The sequence below is a fragment of the Lacrimispora sp. BS-2 genome (genome assembly GCF_040207125.1).
Classification (GTDB): Bacteria; Bacillota; Clostridia; order Lachnospirales; family Lachnospiraceae; genus Lacrimispora.
The window spans coordinates 3419586-3440890 of sequence record NZ_CP157940.1 but is presented as its reverse complement, the minus strand read 5'-3'; the positions used below and the strand labels follow the sequence as shown (position 1 = coordinate 3440890).

Sequence of the window (21305 nt, the reverse complement as noted above, 5' to 3'; positions counted from 1 at the left end):
TGATTAACCTTCAACACCCCTAAGCATGGCATTGGGAATCAGGGGTTTTAAGATGTTTAAGAATTTATCCAGCTCTTCCTTGGAAAATGACTGATAGCCAGGACACAGGACCTGGTCCGAGTCCACATAGTTTTGCAGATAATAATGGGGACAACCTGCCAGCCATTTCCCGATATCTGCAAAATCCCTGAGGCTGTGAATCCCTTTTACGGCCGTTGTGCGGAATTCAAAAGGAAGGGTTCCATCAAGGAGAAAAGCAGCGCTTTCCTCAATGTCCTTTATCTTAAGACCCTTTACTCCCGCCGCCTTGTGATAATTTTCCCTGCCGGCTTTAATATCCATTGCTACATAGTCCAAAAGTCCCTTTAAAACAAGGCTTTTTAAGACCTCCGGCCGATAACCGTTGGTATCCAGTTTAATGAGATAGCCCAGATCCCGTATTTTCCGGATAAAGGGTTCTAAATCCTCAGCCAGGGTGGGTTCTCCCCCTGTAATGCAGACGCCTTCTAAAATCCCTTTTCGTTTATTTAAAAAACCTAAAATTTCTTCTTCGCTGAATATGGACTTTGCCTCGCTTCCGATCAGTTCGCTGTTATGGCAGAAGGGACAGCGAAAATTGCAGCCGCCAAGAAAGATCGTGGCTGCTACGTGGCCGGGAAAGTCCAGAAGCGTTGTTTTTTGAAGACCGCATAGTTTCATATCTTCACCATTCCTTTGTTTCGTGATATACTATAACAGTATACCACATTTAACTATCCCGGGGATATATCTTTATGCCTAAAAAGCATGGGAACCAAGATAGAAACGCACCGCATGCATTTTTATATGTCTGGAAAATGTGGGCAATAAAATTGTCGAGCAAAGAGGAATGAATATGACAACAGATGAGAAATATATGCGCACAGCAATAAGACAGGCTGAAAAGGCAGGCGCCATAGGCGAGGTCCCCATAGGCTGCGTCATTGTTTATGAAGATAAAATCATTGCCCGCGGATATAACCGCCGCACCATTGATAAAAATGTCCTATCCCACGCAGAAATCAACGCCATCCGTAAAGCCTGCAGAAAAATAGGGGACTGGAGACTTGAGAACTGCACCATGTATGTTACATTGGAACCCTGTCCCATGTGTGCCGGAGCCATTGTCCAGGCCAGGATCCCCAGAGTGGTCATCGGCTGCATGAATGCAAAGGCCGGCTGTGCAGGATCAGTGCTTGATATGCTTCATGAGGAAGGCTTTAACCATCAGGTTGAAACAGAGACAGGGGTTTTAGGAGAAGCGTGTTCTCAAATGATGAAAGATTTTTTTAAAGAACTGAGGGAAAGGAACAAGAAGAAACTGGAAGACAAATCCCCTTCAACTCCTTGACAACCTGCCCTTTTCCATGTATACTAAAGTGCGATTAAACCAAATCATGTCATAAAGCTTCCGTGCAGCCGGGGAGATAGCGGTGCCCTGTACCTGCAATCCGCTCTAGCAGGGGTGATGTCTCACCCAGGGCTGTCTATTGTAGGGCTGCCCCTGGTAAGTGGCGATGACGTTTGGGTCTTACGCAACAGATCTTCATGAACCGTGTCAGGGCAGGAATGCAGCAGCACTAAGTGAAACCTTCTGTGTGCCGTGAGGGTGCCTGGACCGAGTTAACTGCCAGGGTAACGTCTGTGATAGCGGTTCAAAGTGAGACGCACGGATTAAAATATAAAGAATTATCAGACGCCGGAGAGCAGGAAACTGTTTTGCGGTGTCTTTTGCAATTAGTAATTACCATTTTTAATATTTTCTTACATTTCTTATGAAATAAAGTTTTCCCTTGCCCCACATTCCCCTTTGTATTATAATTATAAAATGGGTATAATACTACCTATTTCCAAATGATAAATCTAATCAAAAAAGAGGTGTGCTTTCATGATAAGAATTGGAATGCTTACAAGCGGAGGCGACTGCCAGAGCCTGAATGCCACCATGCGCGGCGTAGCAAAGGCACTGTACCGAATGCCCGGCGATATTGAGATTGTTGGATTTGAAGACGGTTACAAAGGGCTGATTTATGAAGAGTACCGTATCATGAAGCCGGAAGATTTTTCCGGGATCCTGACAAATGGCGGGACAATCCTCGGTACCTCCAGACAGCCGTTTAAACTTATGAGGACACCTGACGAGAACGGTCTTAATAAAGTAGAAGCCATGAAACACACCTATAGAAAGCTGAAATTGGAATGCCTGGTGGTATTAGGCGGCAATGGAAGCCAGAAAACGGCCAATCTCCTTCGGGAAGAGGGGCTGAATGTAGTATCCCTTCCCAAGACCATTGATAATGATTTGTGGGGAACCGATATTACCTTTGGATTCCAGAGTGCGGTCAATGTGGCTACCAATGCCATTGATTGCATCCATACGACAGCAGCTTCCCATGGACGAGTATTCATTGTGGAAGTCATGGGACACAAGGTCGGCTGGCTTACCCTCCATGCAGGACTCGCCGGCGGAGCTGACATCATCCTGCTGCCGGAGATTCCCTATGATCTGGATATCGTGGTCAAAGCATTAAAGAGCAGGACCCAAAACGGCAAGAAGTTTTCCATTCTGGCCGTGGCGGAAGGGGCAATTTCCAAGGAAAATGCCTGCCTGACGAAAAAAGAATTAAAAGAAAAAAAGAAAAATGGAGTGGTTTACCCTTCTGTGGCATATGAGATCGGGGCTCAGATCACGGAGCGCACCGGACAAGAAGTGCGGGTTACCGTACCAGGCCATATGCAGAGAGGCGGCGATCCATGCCCCTTTGACAGAGTGCTTTCCACCCGCCTTGGGGCTGAGGCAGCAAAGCTCATAAATAACAAAGAATACGGATATATGGTAGCGGTGAATAACAATGAGATTGTTAAGATTCCGTTAGCCGATGTAGCCGGAAAATTAAAAACCGTCGATCCGGAAAGCTCTATCGTTAAGGAGGCCAAGATGATAGGCATCAGCTTCGGCGACGAATAAGGAGTTAACAGGCATGTCATATACGGCATTGTATCGGAAATGGCGTCCTCCTTCCTTTTCGGATGTAAAGGGTCAGGACCATATCGTACAAACATTAAAAAATCAGATAGTATCCGAACGTATTGGGCATGCATATCTATTCTGCGGAACAAGAGGAACCGGTAAGACCAGTATTGCCAAGATCTTTGCAAAAGCGGTTAATTGCGAGCACCCGGCAGACGGAAGTCCCTGCGGGGAATGCCAGACCTGTAAGAACATCGCAGCCGGCGCATCCCTGAATGTGGTTGAAATTGACGCTGCATCAAATAATGGCGTGGAGAATATCAGGGAGATAAGGGAAGAAGTCCAGTATCCTCCCACAGAAGGCAAATATCGGGTTTATATCATTGACGAGGTTCATATGCTTTCAACAGGAGCATTTAATGCACTGTTAAAAACGTTGGAAGAACCTCCATCCTATGTCATATTTATTCTGGCAACTACGGAAGTCCAGAAGATTCCGGTGACGGTCCTGTCACGGTGCCAGCGATATGATTTTAAGCGCATTACGGTGGAAACCATTGTAGAGCATTTAAAAGGGCTGACAGCCGCAGAACATATCCAGGTGGAAGACCACGCCCTTACTTATATCGCCAAGGCGGCTGACGGCGCATTGCGTGATGCCTTAAGCCTTCTGGACCAGTGCATTGCATTTCATTACGGAGAGCTTCTCACCTACGACAATGTCCTGGATGTTCTGGGAGCCGTAGACATCACCGTGTTTGGAACGATGTTTCGCGCAATCGTGGAAAACCGGACAAAAGACTGTATTGCCTGCCTTGAGGAGATGGTGATCCAGGGCAGAGAGCTGGGCCAGTTCGTCATTGATTTTATTTGGTATTTAAGAAACCTTTTAATACTAAAATCCGTCGATCATGGAGAAAATCTGCTTGATATGTCAACGGAGAATCAGAACCTGTTAAAAGAGGACAGCGAACGTACGGACAATGATACGCTTTTGCGGTATATCCGGGTGTTCTCAGATCTGTCCAATCAGCTTCGCTATGCTTTCCAGAAACGGGTCTTAATTGAGGTTGCCCTAATAAAGCTGACCCGTCCCCAGATGGAACAGAATCTGGATTCCATACTTCAGCGGATCAGCAATATAGAAAAGCAGTTGGAAAGCGGTATCGTGGTAAATGCTTCCCCCGATGGCTCAAAATCGGCGGAAGGAAAAGACGGCAGCAATGCCCCTGTCCACGAATTGACCCCGGCAGAGCGGGTGGCTTTACCAAAAGGCCAGTTAGAGGATTTGAATCTGATCCGCAGTGAATGGGGGAAGATCATTCGGGAACTTGGAGGACCGATCCGGGCCAGTTTCCGGGATACGGTTGTAGAGCCTGCAGGCGAGAGCTGTCTTTGCGTAGTCTTTTCCGATCAAAGCAACTACATGATCGGAAGCAGGGAAGCAACTGTTTCAGAGATTGGGCGGTATGTGGAAGACCATTACCAGAAGTCCATAACCTTTAAGACCAGGCTTCGGGGCGGAGAGGAACGGTTTGATACCATTTATGTCAGCGATGAAGAATTAAAAACAAATATTTTAATGGATATAACAATTGAAGATTAAAAAATCATAAAAATAGCAGGAGGATACACACCATGGCAAAACGTGGCGGTTTTCCAGGCGCAATGCCTGGCAATATGAATAATTTAATGAAGCAGGCTCAGAAGATGCAGCGTCAGATGGAAGAGACAACAAAGGCGCTGGAGGACAAGGAATATACGGCCGCAGCAGGCGGCGGAGCTGTGTCAGTCACTGTTTCAGGAAAAAAGGAAGTGACTGCGGTTAAATTATCCCAGGAAGTTGTGGATCCGGATGATATCGAGATGCTTGAGGACCTGATCATGGCTGCTACGAATGAAGCGTTCCGCCAGATGGAAGAAGAAAGCAGCTCCGCCATGGCGAAGCTGACCGGCGGCCTTGGCGGTTTAGGCGGAGGCTTTCCGTTCTAAAGGTTGAAAGAAAATCATTTTTCAACCATGAATTTGTGAATCAACTGGATATGCAGGCATATCCGCTTGATTCATTAGGAGACAAATTATGAATTACTATAGCAGTCAAATAACCAGATTAATTGAAGAACTGTCCAGGCTACCGGGTATTGGCGGTAAATCCGCACAGCGTCTGGCATTTCATATCATCAATATGCCGGAGGAACAAGTGGCAGGTCTTGCTTCATCCATTACAGAAGCAAAACGCAATGTACGTTACTGCAAGGAATGCTTTACCTTGACGGATCAGGAGAAATGCCCCATCTGCCAGAGTGAAAAACGCAATCACAAGGTAATTATGGTAGTGGAAGACACCAGGGACTTGGCTGCTTATGAAAAGACAGGAAAATTTGATGGCGTTTACCATGTCCTGCATGGGGCTATCTCTCCCATGCTGGGAATTGGACCTGGTGACATAAAGCTGAAGGAACTGATGCAGAGACTGCAGGGGGATGTGGATGAGGTGATCATTGCAACCAATTCCAGTCTTGAGGGAGAGACGACAGCCATGTACATCAGCAAGCTGATCAAGCCGACAGGAATCAGGGTTACCCGTATAGCCAGCGGAGTTCCCGTTGGAGGAGACTTGGAGTACATAGATGAGGTGACATTGTTACGGGCCCTGGAAGGCCGGGTTGAACTGTAGCTCATTTGCCTTGTTAGGAGATATAAGGTTGAAAATACACCTTTCAGCCTTGAGTTTATGAATCAACGGGACAGGCAAGCATATCCGCCTGATTCATTAGGAGACAAATAATGGATAAGTACGAGTTTAATATAAAGGTTGAACAGATTAAAAAACTGGTCGGCAAAAACGACTATGATACGGCTATGAAAATAGCCGACACAATAGACTGGAAGAGAGTCCGCAATACCAATCTGCTTTCCATGGTAGCCATGGTTTATGAGAAAAATGAAGATTACCAGGAAGCCAAGGAGATTCTTCTCCAGGCTTTTGAACGTGCTCCAATTGGAAAACGCCTTCTTTATAAGCTGGCAGAGCTGGCGATCAAGGAGGGAAATATCGAAGAGGCAGAGGCCTATTACAAGGAATTTGGCGACTTGGCATCTGATGATCCCAGGCAGCAGCTGCTTCGGTATATGATTTTAAAAGCAAAAGGAGCGCCGGCCCAGCAGCTTATTCATTCCCTGGAATCCTATACCAGTGTGGAGCTGGATGAGAAATGGCTGTATGAACTGGCTGAACTGTATAGCCTGGCAGGCATACCTGACCGCTGTGTGGAAACCTGCGACCGGATCATGCTGATGTTTGGCCTTGGAAAATATGTGGACAAGGCCATGGATTTAAAAATACAGTATGCACCGCTTACCAACTACCAGATGGATCTTGTGGAGAACCGGGACAAATACGAAGCCAAACTGCGGGCGGTTGAACAGGAATACAGTTCAGGAAGAAGACGTAGTCCAGAGCCGGAGCCGCAAGAAGAATATTATGAAGAAGAGCAAGAGCCCCGTGAGGAGCCTGCCATGTTATTTAGAGAGAATCCTGTGGAGGATAATCTGGAAGCGAGGCTTCAGGAGGCTGCAGTTCAGGAAACGCTGGCAAGAGAAATGTCAAAAATCTCCTATGAAGAACCCGTTATACAGGAAGAACCCAGGCTGGAACACACCAGAGTGCTGGAGGATATCCGGAGAGTAGGCCGCCCTGTAACTGCCATACCAAAACCCAGGAGTCTCTATGAGACTGCAGAAGAGGAATCTCTTTTGTATCATTCTGGGCCTGTTATAGAGGAAGAGGAACCGGAAGGCCCTGGAATGGAAGAGTCCTATATTGGCGGATATTATGACGGTGAAGGGGACTATGAAGAACTGGATGAGGCCAGAGAGCAGTTCGCCGCTACAGACGATAATTTTCATGAATCCGGTGATCAGCCGGAGGATGATTATGGCTATGAAGAAAATGATTATGATCAGCCAGATGAATCTTATTATGAAGCGGAAGAGGAAGAGCAGCCTTATGAATCTTTAAATCCAGCATCAGACGAGGAAGACACCCCGTCCTGGGACCAAAACTTCCAGAGCTACGGCGATGAGGATAATCTGGAGTTTGAGGATCTGTATGAAGAAGATGAAGACGAACCAGAAGAAACTCCTGTTCAGAATCATCTCATGATAGAGGCAAGAACTCCTGAAAAAGGACTTCATATGGCTGTTGAAGCCTTAAAACAGATCCATATTGAAAATAACGTAAAGAATCCGGTGGCAAAAATCACTGGCTCCAAGTTATCCAAGCGGGGAGTGCTGGCGTCTGCAGACAGGCTGGCAGGAAAGGATCTGGTTATTGAGCAAGCCGGGGATCTTACCAGGGAAGCGCTTGAAGAGTTAAATGAATTGATGGATCAGGATACAAGCGGAATGATCGTGGTTCTTATTGATAACCCAAAACAAATGGAAACCCTCCACCGGGAACATCCGGCACTTGCAAGTAAATTTGAATGCATCGGAAGCGGAGAAGAAGCTCCGGCTTTCGGTATAAGAGAAACAGTGCGGGAGGAACGACCGGTTAGAGCTGCCAAGGCACCTGCTTATAAACTCTTAACCCCTTCCTTTAAACAGGAAGATTTAAGAGAAGAACCCTGCGAGGATTATGGGAAACAGGAATATAATTATGAATATGATTCCTGGCAGAAGAACGATTATAGGGGGAACGGCGCCTATGAAGACGGTGTCTGTGAAGATGGGGCTTACGAGGGCAGTGTTTATGAAAACGGTGTCTGTGAAGACAGCGATTTCTACGAAGAGGGTGAAGAATTCCGCCCGTCTGTCCGGGATGAGGAAGGCCCTGGCTTTCAGGGAGAAGAGATGGATATTGACGAATTCGCCCAATATGCCTGTCGTTATGCCAATGAGATCGACTGCAGCATTACCGGAAAGAGCATGTTGGCACTGTATGAAAGAATTGAAATCATGGAAGAAGACGGAATTCCTCTCAACAGGGCCAATGCGGAAGGTCTGATTGAAGAAGCGGCTGACCGTGCAGAAAAGCCTTCCCTTGGAAAACGGATTAAAGGTTTGTTTTCCACAAAATATGACAAAGACGGCCTTCTTGTTTTAAAAGAGGAACATTTTATTTATTAAATTGGAGTAGTAGACGTGGATATTAAACTCATTGCAATTGATTTGGATGGTACCCTGTTAGACAGTAAAAAACGACTGTCTGATGTCAACCGTAAGACTCTTATTCAATGTGTCCAAAAAGGAATATGGGTTGTTCCGTGCACCGGCCGGACAGTACATGGAATACCGGAAGAAATAAAAGGCATTTCTGGAATCCGTTATGCAATTACCACCAATGGCGCGGTCATCGAGGATATGCAAGAAAAAGCAGTTATTGACACTCAGATGTTATCCAGGGAACATGCGCTGGAGCTTTTGCACCTGGTAGATTCCTACCATGTCATGTATGATCCCTACATAGACAGGCGTGGGATAACGGAACCCCGCTTTATTGAACACCTATCAGAATACTGTCTACCTGCCGAGTTACAGGAACTGGTCCGCATGACCAGGGATGTTTATCCCAATATCATAGAGTTTGTGGAGAAAAGCTATAAGCCTGTAGAGAAGATCAACCTGTTTTTCCCGGATATGGAAGAACGCGCCAGACTAAGGGCTGAATTGGAAAAGAGGACAGATATTCTGGTCACCTCCTCCCTACCTAACAATCTGGAGATCAATGCGCTCGGTGCCACAAAGGGAGAAGCAATCTTAAGGCTTGCTTCCCATTTAGGACTTAACGGAAAGCAGACAATGGCAATTGGAGATGGAGAAAACGATTTTTCCATGATCCAAAAGGCAGGAATCGGAGTGGCTATGAAAAATGGAAGCAAAGAGCTTCATGCTGCTGCTGATTATATAACGGATACCAATGATGAAAACGGAGTGGCATCCGCTATTGATCATTTGGTATTGGAAGCAAAAGGTTGAAAGAAAAGTGTTCTTCAGCCTTGAGTTTGTGAATCAACTGGATATGTAAGCATATCCAGTTGATTCATTAGGAGACAAATTATGACAAAGCTATATATGGAAAACTGGTTATCTGTAGCGGCCGGGGTTTATCTTTTGGGAATGGTCCTTTATGGCCATCACAGAGGATTTATCCGGTTGGTCGTATCAATGCTGGCAGTGGTCTTATCCTTGACCATTGTCCGGGTCGCTTTACCCTCGGTAACAGGGTATTTAAAGGAAAATACAAGTCTTCAGCAGACTATTTCTGAAAACATGAAAAAATCCATTGGTTTGGAGCAGGAAGAAAACCCGTCCGGGGAAGCCCTGGAAGCTCCCTCAGCCCAGCGCATGATTATTGAAAATCTTAAGCTGCCCCAAAATATCAAGAATGCACTCATTGAAAATAACAACAGTGAGGTGTATCAGATGCTGGGAGTTCAGGCATTTACGGACTATGTTGGAAACTATCTTGCAGATGTAATTCTTAATTCCGCAGGATTTGTTCTTCTGTTTGCTGGCATTTATGTGTTCTCAAGGCTGGTCATGAGGTGGCTGGATATTATTTCCAGGCTGCCTATCATATCAGGAATCAACAAAATAGCAGGCGCCCTGCTGGGAGGCCTGGAGGGACTTGTATTCCTGTGGATTGCCTGTCTGCTGGTCACTGCTTTCTCCGGAACTGAGTGGGGCTTAATGCTGACCCGGCAGATCGAAGCGAGTAAATGGCTGTCCTTTATTTATACCCATAATTTCCTGAATCTGATGGTTCTGGGGGTATTGCGCAGCTTTGTGTGAGACAGGAATTGTATCTATCATATATTCAATTAAAACAAATCTGCAAGCAAAGGCGGGATCGCCTTTGCTTGCAGATTTGTTTTTCAACCACTAAATATAGTAAAAATAAGGAAGAATGCTTATATATAGTAGGTATAGAGTCTGTTGAAAAATTGTTCGAACAAATGGAACAAATTCCCTTGACAATCTCATACGGACATGTTATATTAAAGACCCGGTGCGAGACAGACCACACCGGCAATCAATTAAAACAGATTGAAAAAAATGAAAAAAGTTGTTGACAAAGAAACGGCCACATGGTATAGTAAATGAGTTGCCGATGAACAGACAGCAACACAAAAAAAGCACTTTGAAAACAGAAGATTGAACAGTATGTAAAACCCTGAAAATTCTAATAAAACAAGTCATGTTTGATGGCTTTGAATGAGAAAATTTCAGAACGAATACAAGTAATTGTATACGAACCAAACAACAAGTAAAACGGGAAATAAATTAGCTAGTTAGTTGATTTTGACCCCGGATTGAACCGAATGGCAAGTCCAAGCGGTACGCTCATGAAGCTTTGCTTCATTCGCTACCATTTGCTTCGCAAATGTTCGGAGATTCGCAAAAAAGTCATTATGAAAGCGAGCTTTCAACAGACTTTTCTACAAATCACCGACCGCTTTCAAAGACTATCTGCTTAAATTTGAGAGTTCGATCCTGGCTCAGGATGAACGCTGGCGGCGTGCTTAACACATGCAAGTCGAGCGAAGCGATTTTAAGGAAGTTTTCGGACGGAATTAAAATTGACTGAGCGGCGGACGGGTGAGTAACGCGTGGGTAACCTGCCTCATACAGGGGGATAACAGTTGGAAATGGCTGCTAATACCGCATAAGCACACAGTGCCGCATGGTACGGTGTGAAAAACTCCGGTGGTATGAGATGGACCCGCGTCTGATTAGGTAGTTGGTGAGGTAACGGCCCACCAAGCCGACGATCAGTAGCCGACCTGAGAGGGTGACCGGCCACATTGGGACTGAGACACGGCCCAAACTCCTACGGGAGGCAGCAGTGGGGAATATTGGACAATGGGGGAAACCCTGATCCAGCGACGCCGCGTGAGTGAAGAAGTATTTCGGTATGTAAAGCTCTATCAGCAGGGAAGAAAATGACGGTACCTGACTAAGAAGCCCCGGCTAACTACGTGCCAGCAGCCGCGGTAATACGTAGGGGGCAAGCGTTATCCGGATTTACTGGGTGTAAAGGGAGCGTAGACGGCAATGCAAGTCTGGAGTGAAAGCCCGGGGCTCAACCCCGGGACTGCTTTGGAAACTGTGTTGCTAGAGTGCAGGAGAGGTAAGTGGAATTCCTAGTGTAGCGGTGAAATGCGTAGATATTAGGAGGAACACCAGTGGCGAAGGCGGCTTACTGGACTGTAACTGACGTTGAGGCTCGAAAGCGTGGGGAGCAAACAGGATTAGATACCCTGGTAGTCCACGCCGTAAACGATGAATACTAGGTGTTGGGGAGCAAAGCTCTTCGGTGCCGCCGCTAACGCAATAAGTATTCCACCTGGGGAGTACGTTCGCAAGAATGAAACTCAAAGGAATTGACGGGGACCCGCACAAGCGGTGGAGCATGTGGTTTAATTCGAAGCAACGCGAAGAACCTTACCAAGTCTTGACATCGGAATGACCGGTCCGTAACGGGGCCTTCCCTACGGGGCATTCCAGACAGGTGGTGCATGGTTGTCGTCAGCTCGTGTCGTGAGATGTTGGGTTAAGTCCCGCAACGAGCGCAACCCTTATCCTTAGTAGCCAGCAGGTAGAGCTGGGCACTCTGGGGAGACTGCCAGGGATAACCTGGAGGAAGGTGGGGATGACGTCAAATCATCATGCCCCTTATGATTTGGGCTACACACGTGCTACAATGGCGTAAACAAAGGGAGGCAAAGGAGCGATCTTAAGCAAACCCCAAAAATAACGTCTCAGTTCGGATTGTAGTCTGCAACTCGACTACATGAAGCTGGAATCGCTAGTAATCGCGGATCAGAATGCCGCGGTGAATACGTTCCCGGGTCTTGTACACACCGCCCGTCACACCATGGGAGTTGGTAACGCCCGAAGTCAGTGACCCAACCGTAAGGAGGGAGCTGCCGAAGGCGGGACTGATAACTGGGGTGAAGTCGTAACAAGGTAGCCGTATCGGAAGGTGCGGCTGGATCACCTCCTTTCTAAGGAAGAAGAAGTAAGGGTTTTATATACTGTTGAGTCTTTGGTTTTCAAAGAAGTAAAAAAGAATAATAGAAACACCAAGAAAGACAAAAGATTTCTGGTGCCGATGCGCTTAGGGGAGACACCCGTTCCCATCCCGAACACGATGGTTAAGACTTAAGCGGCCGATGGTACTATGCTGGAGACGGCATGGGAGAGCAGGTGGGTGCCAGATTATTTATGGGCTTATAGCTCAGCTGGTTAGAGCGCACGCCTGATAAGCGTGAGGTCGGTGGTTCGAGTCCACTTAAGCCCATTGGTTTATTAAACCAGATGATAATATAATAAAAGAATATAGGGATTGCCTTTACAGGGTAGACTCACATCCAAGTATTTTGGGGGTGTAGCTCAGTTGGGAGAGCACCTGCCTTGCAAGCAGGGGGTCAAGAGTTCGAATCTCTCCATCTCCATTTGGTGTAGTTACGAAGTGTATTTTTAACTGATAATCCTTCTGATTGCATCACGCATGTACCTTGAAAACCACATATTGAAATATATCTAGATAAAGTTTTTATATGTCAAAGTATAAAGACAATATCAAGACATCCGAGGTGTTACATCGCAAGATGTAACCAAACAAAACTCGTTAAAGTAACCGTAACGTACGGTGAAATAACAACCTAAGACCAGAGATACAACGCTATGTATCTTAGATTAGTAGCCCGCACCCGCAGGTGAACATCGAATTGGTTAAGCTATAAAGAGCACAGGGTGGATGCCTTGGCACTAAGAGCCGATGAAAGACGTGATAAGCTGCGAAAAGCTTCGGGGAGGAGCAAATATCCTTTGATCCGGAGATATCTGAATGGGGAAACCCAGCTGAGCAAACCTCAGTTGTCGTATGGTGAATAAATAGCCATACGTCGGGAACCCGGGGAACTGAAACATCTAAGTACCCGGAGGAAAAGAAAGAAAACTCGATTTCCAAAGTAGCGGCGAGCGAAATGGAAGGAGCCTAAACCAGTATGCGTGCATACTGGGGTTATGGACTGCAATAAGTGAGACGATTTGTTACCAGAACGGTCCTGGAAAGACCGGCCATAGAAAGTGAAAGCCTTGTATGGGAAAGCAATAGTCAGCGAGCAGGATCCAAAGTACCACGAGACACGAGAAACCTTGTGGGAATTCGGGGGGACCACCCCCCAAGGCTAAATACTACTTAGTGACCGATAGCGCATAGTACTGTGAAGGAAAGGTGAAAAGGACCCCGGGAGGGGAGTGAAAGAGAACCTGAAACCCTGTGTTTACAAGCTGTGGAACCACGTTAAAGGTGGAACTGCGTACTTTTTGTAGAACGGTCCGGCGAGTTACCGTTACTGGCAAGGTTAAGCACTTAAGGTGTGGAGCCGAAGGGAAACCAAGTCTTAATAGGGCGAATGAGTCAGTAAAGGTAGACCCGAAACCGGGTGATCTACCCATGTCCAGGTTGAAGTTTCCGTAAAAGGAAATGGAGGACCGAACGCACATCCGTTGAAAAGGGTGGCGATGAGGTGTGGGTAGGGGAGAAATTCCAATCGAACCCGGAGATAGCTGGTTCTCCTCGAAATAGCTTTAGGGCTAGCCTCGTATTAGTCTGCCGGAGGTAGAGCACTGAATTTCCTAGGGGGCGTCAAAGCTTACCAAAGAATATCAAACTCCGAATGCCGGCCAGATGATGTACGGGAGTCAGACTGCACGAGATAAGTTGGGTAGTCAAAAGGGAAAGAGCCCAGACCACCAGCTAAGGTCCCAAAGTGCGTGTTAAGTGGAAAAGGATGTGGGATTTCACAGACAACTAGGATGTTGGCTTAGAAGCAGCCACACATTCAAAGAGTGCGTAATAGCTCACTAGTCGAGAGGTCCTGCGCCGAAAATGTCCGGGGCTGAAACACGACACCGAAGCTGTGGAATGTGTATTGATACACATTGGTAGAGGAGCATTCTTAACGCACAGAAGCATTACCGTAAGGAGATGTGGAGTGTTAAGAAGAGAGAATGCCGGAATGAGTAGCGAGATGGAGGTGAGAATCCTCCAGGCCGAATATCTAAGGTTTCCAGAGTAAAGCTGATCTGCTCTGGGTAAGTCGGGGCCTAAGGCGAGGTCGAAAGACGTAGTCGATGGACAACAGGTTGAAATTCCTGTACCGCATATCATCAGAACTGTGGGGACACAGAACCGAAGAAGAACCCGGGAATGAAAAGACCGGGGCAAGCACTGGACTGGCTGGGAAGGCAAATCCGCCCAGCAACAGGAAGGTGTGACGCGTACCGAACATAAGTAGGGAAGTCTTTGTAGGGGCTGTCAAGAAAAGCCGCTATTGTGTGATATGTGCCCGTACCGTAAACCGACACAGGTGGATGAGGAGAGAATCCTAAGGCCGGCGGGAGAAGCATTGTTAAGGAACTCGGCAAAATGACCCCGTAACTTCGGGATAAGGGGTGCCTGGGAAACCAGGCCGCAGAGAATAGGCTCAAGCAACTGTTTAGCAAAAACACAGGTCTATGCAAAACCGAAAGGTGAGGTATATGGGCTGACGCCTGCCCGGTGCTGGAAGGTTACGAGGAGGGGTTAGCGGCAACGCGAAGCTCTGAATTTAAGCCCCAGTAAACGGCGGCCGTAACTATAACGGTCCTAAGGTAGCGAAATTCCTTGTCGGGTAAGTTCCGACCCGCACGAAAGGCGTAATGATTTGAGCGCTGTCTCAACAATGCACCCGGTGAAATTGAAATACCAGTGAAGATGCTGGTTACCTGCGCCAGGACGGAAAGACCCCATGGAGCTTTACTCCAGCTTGATACTGGGATTCGGTACTGCATGTACAGGATAGGTGGGAGGCTATGAAACAGGGACGCCAGTCTCTGTGGAGCCGATGTTGGGATACCACCCTTGCGGTATTGGATTTCTAACCTGCAGCCATGACCTGGCTGGGGGACAATGTCAGGCGGGGAGTTTGACTGGGGCGGTCGCCTCCGAAAGGGTATCGGAGGCGCTCAAAGGTTCCCTCAGAATGGACGGAAACCATTCGAAGAGTGCAAAGGCATAAGGGAGCTTGACTGCGACACCGACGGGTGGAGCAGGTAGGAAACTAGGACTTAGTGATCCGGTGGTATAAAGTGGGATTGCCATCGCTCAACGGATAAAAGCTACCCTGGGGATAACAGGCTTATCACTCCCAAGAGTTCACATCGACGGAGTGGTTTGGCACCTCGATGTCGGCTCATCGCATCCTGGGGCTGTAGTAGGTCCCAAGGGTTGGGCTGTTCGCCCATTAAAGCGGTACGCGAGCTGGGTTCAGAACGTCGTGAGACAGTTCGGTCCCTATCCGGCGTGGGCGTAGGATATTTGAGAGGAGCTGTCCTTAGTACGAGAGGACCGGGATGGACTGACCTCTGGTGTATCTGTTGGCTATCAAAGCCATGGCAGAGTAGCCAAGTCGGGAAGGGATAAACGCTGAAGGCATCTAAGCGTGAAGCCCCCCTCAAGATGAGATATCCCATCGCAAGAGTAAGACCCCTTGAAGACGACGAGGTAGATAGGGCAGAGGTGGAAGCATGGCAACATGTGCAGCTGACTGTCACTAATAGGTCGAGGGCTTAACCAGATTGGTTTAGGTAAGAGGAAGAACGGATGAAGATAGATATGTAGCAATGTGTGGTTTTGAGGGTATATGCCTCAATAATCCTCGATAGCTCAGTCGGTAGAGCAAACGGCTGTTAACCGTTGGGTCGTAGGTTCAAGTCCTACTCGGGGAGTTCGTGATACTCAAGCAAAGACTATGAGGAGAACGAAATGCAAGTCCGGCCCCATGGTCAAGCGGTTAAGACATCGCCCTTTCACGGCGGTAACACGAGTTCGAATCTCGTTGGGGTCACTGATTTAGTGAATTTAGTTTTACAATTTATGGCGACATAGCCAAGTGGTAAGGCGTGGGTCTGCAACACCCTGATCACCAGTTCAAATCTGGTTGTCGCCTCTCTGATGAAAGCCTCAGAAACCTGATAAAATAAGGGTTTCTGGGGTTTTTACTTTGTGTATTTGGTGTTTGCGCTTGTTTGCGTGGGCATTTTTTGTGTTTTTGAGGGCTGTTAATCTAAGATTGCTCTCATTTTTGATGCTGTTTCTTCCTGGGAAGTGATGTTTCGGAGATAGTGGTGGGTCATATTGAGGCTGGTGTGGCCCAGGAGCTTTTGGAGCTCGGTGTCTTCAATTCCGTTCTTGTACATGATGGAGGCGGTGGAGAAGCGGAGTTTGTGGGAGGAGCGGTATTCTATGCTGAGTTCCTCACAGCATTTCTTTAAGCGACGGTTAAAGGTTACTGTTGCCAGAGGCTGGCCGTTACGGATAAAGATGTATTCGCTGTCTGGATTTAGAATCTGGACTTGATCCAGAATTTCTTTGGCTTTCGGCGTCAATGGCATGAAACGCTTCCCTTCACTTGTATGACCTTTGATATCTTCAATGATTTCATTCTTGTCATTTACAAAACGTTGGATATGTAAAAAATATCCGGAAATATCATCCCATCTTAATCCCTTTAATTCTCCAATGCGCAGGATTAGGTAGAAATCCAGCTTTATTGCCAGTGAGTAAAAGTCATTTCCCAAGTGATTTATAATTTGCAGACGTTCTTCTTCGGTGTATGGGGTGATTTTAGTATTTACTGCCATATAGCTGAACTGTTTATAGTTGATGTCTCGAAGACAATTTCGTTCTATAATATCATTCTCCACTGCAAGGTACAGAATTCCATTCATAATGCTTTTTAGGTCATTGAAGCGTTTTCTTGTGATCTGGCGGCCTTTTGTAATGTTCCTGAAATAGATAATCAGATCTTTTGCTGTTAGCTCCTTTAAGGGAATCAAAGTAATATCCTTATTTTTTAATAAACAATTCCACATAAAGCGGTTTTCTTTAATTGTCTTTTTACTTACGCTTGTCTCTTTTTCTCTCCATTCCATCCAGGTTTCAAAATATGTTTCCATGGTAGCAGCGGTAGCACCGAAAAACTGTTCATACAGTTTATCGATTAAACCCTCATAAGTACTGCTGCTTATTGGCTTTCTTTGGATAATAAAATACTTTCGTCCGTCATCAGGTCTGGTTTTGATTTTTGATAAATCACAAACTCTTTTTAACTGCTTTTCTTTTGATTTAATATTCATGATGATTAACGTGCCGATGGAATTATCATAGCATTATGCCTGAAAATGTGCAATCTGCTTTTTATAAGTAAGAATAAAAGTTTGTTGGAAAAAACGCAGATAATCAGTAAAAGTTCGTTACTCAATAACTGTTTGTATTGTAAATTTCTTGCGATTTTAAACAGATTGTTTGTTCATCTCATGGTAGGTGTAGCCGCAATTATTAATCAAAATATGCTTGATGCTGTGTAGAACATAAAAGTTAATATTAAGAGCAAAGAGGTAGATATAAATGAAATTTTTTTATGAGGTGTAAAGTCCGATACTTTTCAATGGATTTTAGCATAGTACTGTAAATACTTCTATAATTTATATGAATTTGATTGCGACGTTCGTCATGTGGATATATAATATATACAATATTTAATAGAATAATAATATTTTTAACACACTATATATTATCAAAATAATGATTGATAAATGGGCAATAATATTAAGCCGACTAGGTCTCTGAGCACAGTGTAAAATATTGGGGGCTTCCGATTTTGGGTATTGGAGTGATACCAAAAAAATAAAGATAATCCTAAATGTAGAGAAGCTCATTTGACATTTATGTATGTTACATTGTTTTGTATTATAGCAATAATGGGATGTAATCCTAAAATCATTTAAATCTATTAAAGATGCATCGAAATCAATTTAGTGAAAAATTAAAGAATTAATTAATAACCTTTGGTCAATAAGTACATACATTTGGAGGAATTGTTATGAAGAAAAAAAAATTAAGGGCATCACATGTTTTTGTACCAGGTGGTTTTCCTAAAATCACTTATATCTCACGAGAAGAACACAAGTTGGAAGATCATGTTCGTTTGGCTCAAGACAACCTTACAAAGCTGATGGTCGTTACTGGACCGACGAAATCCGGTAAAACAGTTCTTGTTGACAAGATATTTCCTCAAGAAACAGCTATATGGATCGATGGTGGAATGATCACTGATGAACAGAGTTTCTGGGATATTGTAATTGAAAAACTTAACTTATTTACTATGTCAGAATATTCTGAAAGTGAAGGTAATAGCTCAGAGATTGGAGGAAACATATCTGCAGAAGGAAATATACTTGTAGCCAAAGGTGGAACTAGTGTTAATAGCAAATTAGGATGTAACACAGGAGTTAATCAGAGAAGTAGCAGAAATGTAAGTGCAAAAGTTGCAGCAATTTCTGCACTTCGTTCTGAATTAATTCCACTGGTTGTAGACGATTTCCACTATATATCTAAACCTATTCAGAAGAATCTTGTGCGTGCCTTGAAAGCATTAATTATGCATGGTTTACCAATCATTTTTATTGCGATACCAAATAGAAAATATGATGCAGTAGAAGTAGAACGTGAAATGACTGGTCGGATAGAAAATATTGAAATGCCGATTTGGAGTGAATGTGAATTGGAAGAAATAGCTATGAGAGGCTTTTCAGCACTTAATGTTAGTGTGAAAAATTGCCTTATTAGAAAATTAACATGTGCTGCGTACGGGAGTCCATTCTTAATGCAAGAATTTTGTAGGACACTGTGTATAAAAACTGACATTGAGGAAGAGTGTGATATTATAAACTATATCTCAGAAAATATTGATGAATCTGAAATTTTTACTGAAATTGCCGAGCATAGTGGACGCTCGATGTTTGAAAAACTTAAAAGAGGCCCGCGAGCTAGAACTGATAGAAAGCAGAGAGTACTCGTAGATGGTTCAACCACGGATATTTACGGTGTTGTGATGAACGGATTAAAATTACTTCAACCAGGAGTTGAAAGTGTAGCCTATGATTTATTACGCTCTAATATAAGAAATATAATTGTAGGCGACCCACCACAAAAACATGAAGTTTCACGTGTTCTTGATAAGATCGCAGAAATTTCATATACGGATGCTTCATCAACGCCTGTAATTGATTGGCAAAGGAATGATGATATTATTACAATTACTGACCCATTTTTTGCATTTTTCTTAAAATGGGCGAGATAATAACTTCCCATTATTTTTATAATGGACATGCATAAGTATCAATTGGTGTTAGAATAGTAATCGGAATAAATGATGGAATCATCGTAGGTAGGTTTTTCTCATGATTTTCCATATTTGTTTTATGTGGTTGACAGAGATAAAGGAAATGTTGATCAGCTATGGCAATAGTGATTTTGATTAATGATTAAATAAAGCAAGTTGTTTTACCGAATTGTACATTTATAGAAGGGAGAATATCTTATGTACTTATTAAACTCATTTACCGTAAAAAGTATGACTCTGCGCAACCGTATCGTTATGCCGCCCATGTGTATGTACAGTGCCGCAACCGATGGTATGCCAAATGAATTTCAGTTTACCCATTATACCTCCCGTGCGATTGGGGGAGCGGGGTTGATCATTATGGAAGCCACCGGTGTCCTGCCGTGGGGCCGTATTTCTGACCATTGTCTGGGACTTTGGAATGATGATCAGGCGAAGGCACTTAAGCCAATTGTCACCGCCTGCCAGAAACAGGGAGCAAAAATGGCGATTCAGCTCAATCATGCGGGCCGCAAATGTGGAGCCAAGGAAAAGGTGATTTACGCTCCCAGCGCCATTCCATTTAGTCAGGTTTTTCCCATGCCCCATGAGATGACGGAAGAGGATATTCAAGATACGGTCAATGCATTCCGCAGCTCTGCTGCCCGGGCGGCTGAAATCGGTTTTGATGCAATTGAAATTCATGGTGCCCATGGCTATTTAATCAGCGAGTTCCTGTCGCCGTTGGCCAACCATCGTACCGATGGTTATGGCGGATCAACGGAAAACCGATGCCGTATACTGGTTGAAATACTGAAGGCGGTACATGAGGTCTGGCCGGCTGAAAAACCGGTTTTATTGCGTGTATCTGCTGAGGATTATGAACCCGATGGTATGCATATGGAAGAAATGTCCGAAATTATTGAACTTGTGAAGCCCTATATTGACGTGCTGGACGTGAGTACAGGAGGAGTTGTGTCAACACCGCCGACGAAAATCTATCCAGGCTATCAGGTAAAAATTGCCCAGTGGCTGAAACAGAAGACTGGGTTGCCTACGGTTGCCGTTGGTCTGATTACGGACCCGCATCAGGTGGAGGAAATCCTGGGCGGAGAACGGGCAGATCTGGTTGCTTTAGGCCGGGAACTTCTGCGTGATCCTTACTGGGTGTTGCATACGGCGCGGGATCTTGAAGTCGAATATCCGTGGCCGGAGCAGTATCTGCGTGGTTTTCAGGCAAGAAAGTGATGGCATGCTTTCAGTTTAAAAGAGAAACAGTGACTTCGTTTCTTTTTTTGACGAGAAATAGCGGTAATCCTCAAAGCTGTCTGTCTTGAAGTGATGAAAAGAGCATAATAAATTATGTGAATAAGAGGTGAATAAGATTGAAACGTGAGTTACATGTCTTTTTTGACTATATCTGTCCTTATTGTCTGAAGGCACATAAACATTTAAGGGAGCTTATCCCAGACTATCCGGATGTTACTATAGTTTGGCATCCGTGTGAATCTCATCCGAGACCGGATCCGTATGGCCTCCATAGCGATCTGTGCATACAAGGATATTTTTATGCGGTTGACTATGGGGTTGATATTTTAGAATATCATGAACAAATGTATCAGGCTGCTCTGATAGAGCGTATTAATATTGAAAATATTGATGCCCTTACTGAGTGCGTCAGTGATTTGGTTGATGCAGATGACTTTCGGTTGTCACTCCAGCTGGGAACTTATCGCAGCAAGCTGGGCGAGTCTAACGAGCTTGCCTTTGAAAAGTCTGGTGTATGGGCATTCCCTGCATTTAGAATGGGCGCCTTAAAGCTTGATGCAGTTGAAAATGTGGGTGTTTCCAAAGAGCAGATTTTGCATCTTATAAAGAACCACTACATTTGAAATTTTTCTATAAATAGGGTCTTCTATGATAAAATAATAAATTATAAAAGACCCGAAAGTATGTATGCTTCGCTTGTATCATTTCTGTTTTTCAGAATAGCAATGTAGTTCGGTAAATTGTAATATTTATGCCAATTGTTTAACTGACTGAACTGCAATTTAAAAATGTAATCCTAAATTGTATGGATACAGGTTTGCTATTAA

At 44.9% G+C, this 21305-nt stretch carries 13 protein-coding genes, 5 tRNA genes, 3 rRNA genes and 1 other RNA gene; 20 read left to right on the top strand and 2 right to left on the bottom strand.

Annotation, left to right across the window (positions count from 1 at the left end):
• Nucleotides 1–3: 3 nt before the first annotated feature.
• Nucleotides 4–699: an anaerobic ribonucleoside-triphosphate reductase activating protein gene (locus tag ABFV83_RS16205; protein WP_349945251.1), complete on the bottom strand. Its 696-nt coding sequence runs from the start codon at nt 697–699 to the stop codon at nt 4–6.
• A 175-nt stretch (nt 700–874) separates the two neighbouring features.
• On the opposite strand from ABFV83_RS16205, the gene tadA reads away from it, so the two are divergent.
• The 17 genes from tadA (at nt 875) to ABFV83_RS16120 (ending at nt 15993) form a co-directional block, all read left to right on the top strand.
• Nucleotides 875–1369, top strand: a complete 495-nt coding sequence (gene tadA / locus ABFV83_RS16200; RefSeq protein WP_349945250.1) for a tRNA adenosine(34) deaminase TadA — start codon at nt 875–877, stop codon at nt 1367–1369.
• Between the two features lie 60 nt (nt 1370–1429).
• Nucleotides 1430–1691: signal recognition particle sRNA large type (gene ffs, locus ABFV83_RS16195), an RNA gene on the top strand.
• Between the two features lie 215 nt (nt 1692–1906).
• Nucleotides 1907–2986, top strand: coding sequence for an ATP-dependent 6-phosphofructokinase (locus ABFV83_RS16190; protein WP_349945248.1), 1080 nt, complete (start codon nt 1907–1909; stop codon nt 2984–2986).
• A gap of 13 nt (nt 2987–2999) precedes the next feature.
• The gene (gene dnaX / locus ABFV83_RS16185; RefSeq protein ID WP_349945247.1) at nt 3000–4595 is read left to right on the top strand and encodes a DNA polymerase III subunit gamma/tau; all 1596 of its coding nucleotides are present in this window, start codon (nt 3000–3002) and stop codon (nt 4593–4595) included.
• A 32-nt stretch (nt 4596–4627) separates the two neighbouring features.
• Nucleotides 4628–4981 (top strand): YbaB/EbfC family nucleoid-associated protein, encoded by a 354-nt coding sequence (locus tag ABFV83_RS16180; protein WP_349945245.1) that lies wholly within the window; start codon nt 4628–4630, stop codon nt 4979–4981.
• A gap of 88 nt (nt 4982–5069) precedes the next feature.
• Nucleotides 5070–5666, top strand: a complete 597-nt coding sequence (gene recR / locus ABFV83_RS16175) for a recombination mediator RecR (RefSeq protein ID WP_349945243.1) — start codon at nt 5070–5072, stop codon at nt 5664–5666.
• A 110-nt stretch (nt 5667–5776) separates the two neighbouring features.
• Nucleotides 5777–8119, top strand: coding sequence for a tetratricopeptide repeat protein (locus ABFV83_RS16170; RefSeq protein WP_349945241.1), 2343 nt, complete (start codon nt 5777–5779; stop codon nt 8117–8119).
• A gap of 15 nt (nt 8120–8134) precedes the next feature.
• The gene (locus ABFV83_RS16165; protein ID WP_349945240.1) at nt 8135–8968 is read left to right on the top strand and encodes a Cof-type HAD-IIB family hydrolase; all 834 of its coding nucleotides are present in this window, start codon (nt 8135–8137) and stop codon (nt 8966–8968) included.
• 81 nt (nt 8969–9049) lie between these two features.
• Nucleotides 9050–9784 carry a CvpA family protein gene (locus ABFV83_RS16160; protein ID WP_349945238.1) on the top strand — a complete coding sequence of 245 codons (735 nt, stop codon included), beginning with the start codon at nt 9050–9052 and terminating at the stop codon, nt 9782–9784.
• Nucleotides 9785–10468: 684 nt separating this feature from the next.
• Nucleotides 10469–12000 (top strand): 16S ribosomal RNA (locus ABFV83_RS16155).
• Nucleotides 12001–12097: 97 nt separating this feature from the next.
• A 5S ribosomal RNA gene (gene rrf / locus ABFV83_RS16150) occupies nt 12098–12215 on the top strand.
• A 7-nt stretch (nt 12216–12222) separates the two neighbouring features.
• Nucleotides 12223–12296, top strand: a tRNA-Ile gene (locus ABFV83_RS16145).
• Nucleotides 12297–12377: 81 nt separating this feature from the next.
• A tRNA-Ala gene (locus ABFV83_RS16140) sits at nt 12378–12450 on the top strand.
• Nucleotides 12451–12728: 278 nt separating this feature from the next.
• Nucleotides 12729–15621: ribosomal RNA gene (locus tag ABFV83_RS16135) — 23S ribosomal RNA — on the top strand.
• Together the 16S, 23S and 5S rRNA genes with 5 tRNA genes alongside form the textbook arrangement of a ribosomal RNA operon.
• Before the next feature lie 78 nt (nt 15622–15699).
• Nucleotides 15700–15772 (top strand) — tRNA-Asn (locus ABFV83_RS16130).
• Between the two features lie 47 nt (nt 15773–15819).
• Nucleotides 15820–15891, top strand: a tRNA-Glu gene (locus ABFV83_RS16125).
• Nucleotides 15892–15922: 31 nt separating this feature from the next.
• A tRNA-Cys gene (locus ABFV83_RS16120) sits at nt 15923–15993 on the top strand.
• A 112-nt stretch (nt 15994–16105) separates the two neighbouring features.
• Here ABFV83_RS16120 and ABFV83_RS16115 read toward each other — a convergent pair.
• Complete coding sequence (locus ABFV83_RS16115) at nt 16106–17182, bottom strand: tyrosine-type recombinase/integrase (RefSeq protein ID WP_349945237.1); 1077 nt, start codon at nt 17180–17182, stop codon at nt 16106–16108.
• Between the two features lie 746 nt (nt 17183–17928).
• On the opposite strand from ABFV83_RS16115, the gene ABFV83_RS16110 reads away from it, so the two are divergent.
• The 3 genes from ABFV83_RS16110 to ABFV83_RS16100 all read left to right on the top strand — a co-directional run bounded on the left by ABFV83_RS16110 (nt 17929) and on the right by ABFV83_RS16100 (nt 21101).
• Nucleotides 17929–19188: a hypothetical protein gene (locus ABFV83_RS16110; RefSeq protein WP_349945235.1), complete on the top strand. Its 1260-nt coding sequence runs from the start codon at nt 17929–17931 to the stop codon at nt 19186–19188.
• A 240-nt stretch (nt 19189–19428) separates the two neighbouring features.
• Complete coding sequence (gene namA / locus ABFV83_RS16105; protein WP_349945233.1) at nt 19429–20457, top strand: NADPH dehydrogenase NamA; 1029 nt, start codon at nt 19429–19431, stop codon at nt 20455–20457.
• Nucleotides 20458–20594: 137 nt separating this feature from the next.
• Entirely contained in the window at nt 20595–21101 is a 507-nt protein-coding gene (locus tag ABFV83_RS16100; protein WP_349945232.1) for a DsbA family protein, read from the top strand.
• The last annotated feature ends 204 nt before the right edge of the window (nt 21102–21305 follow it).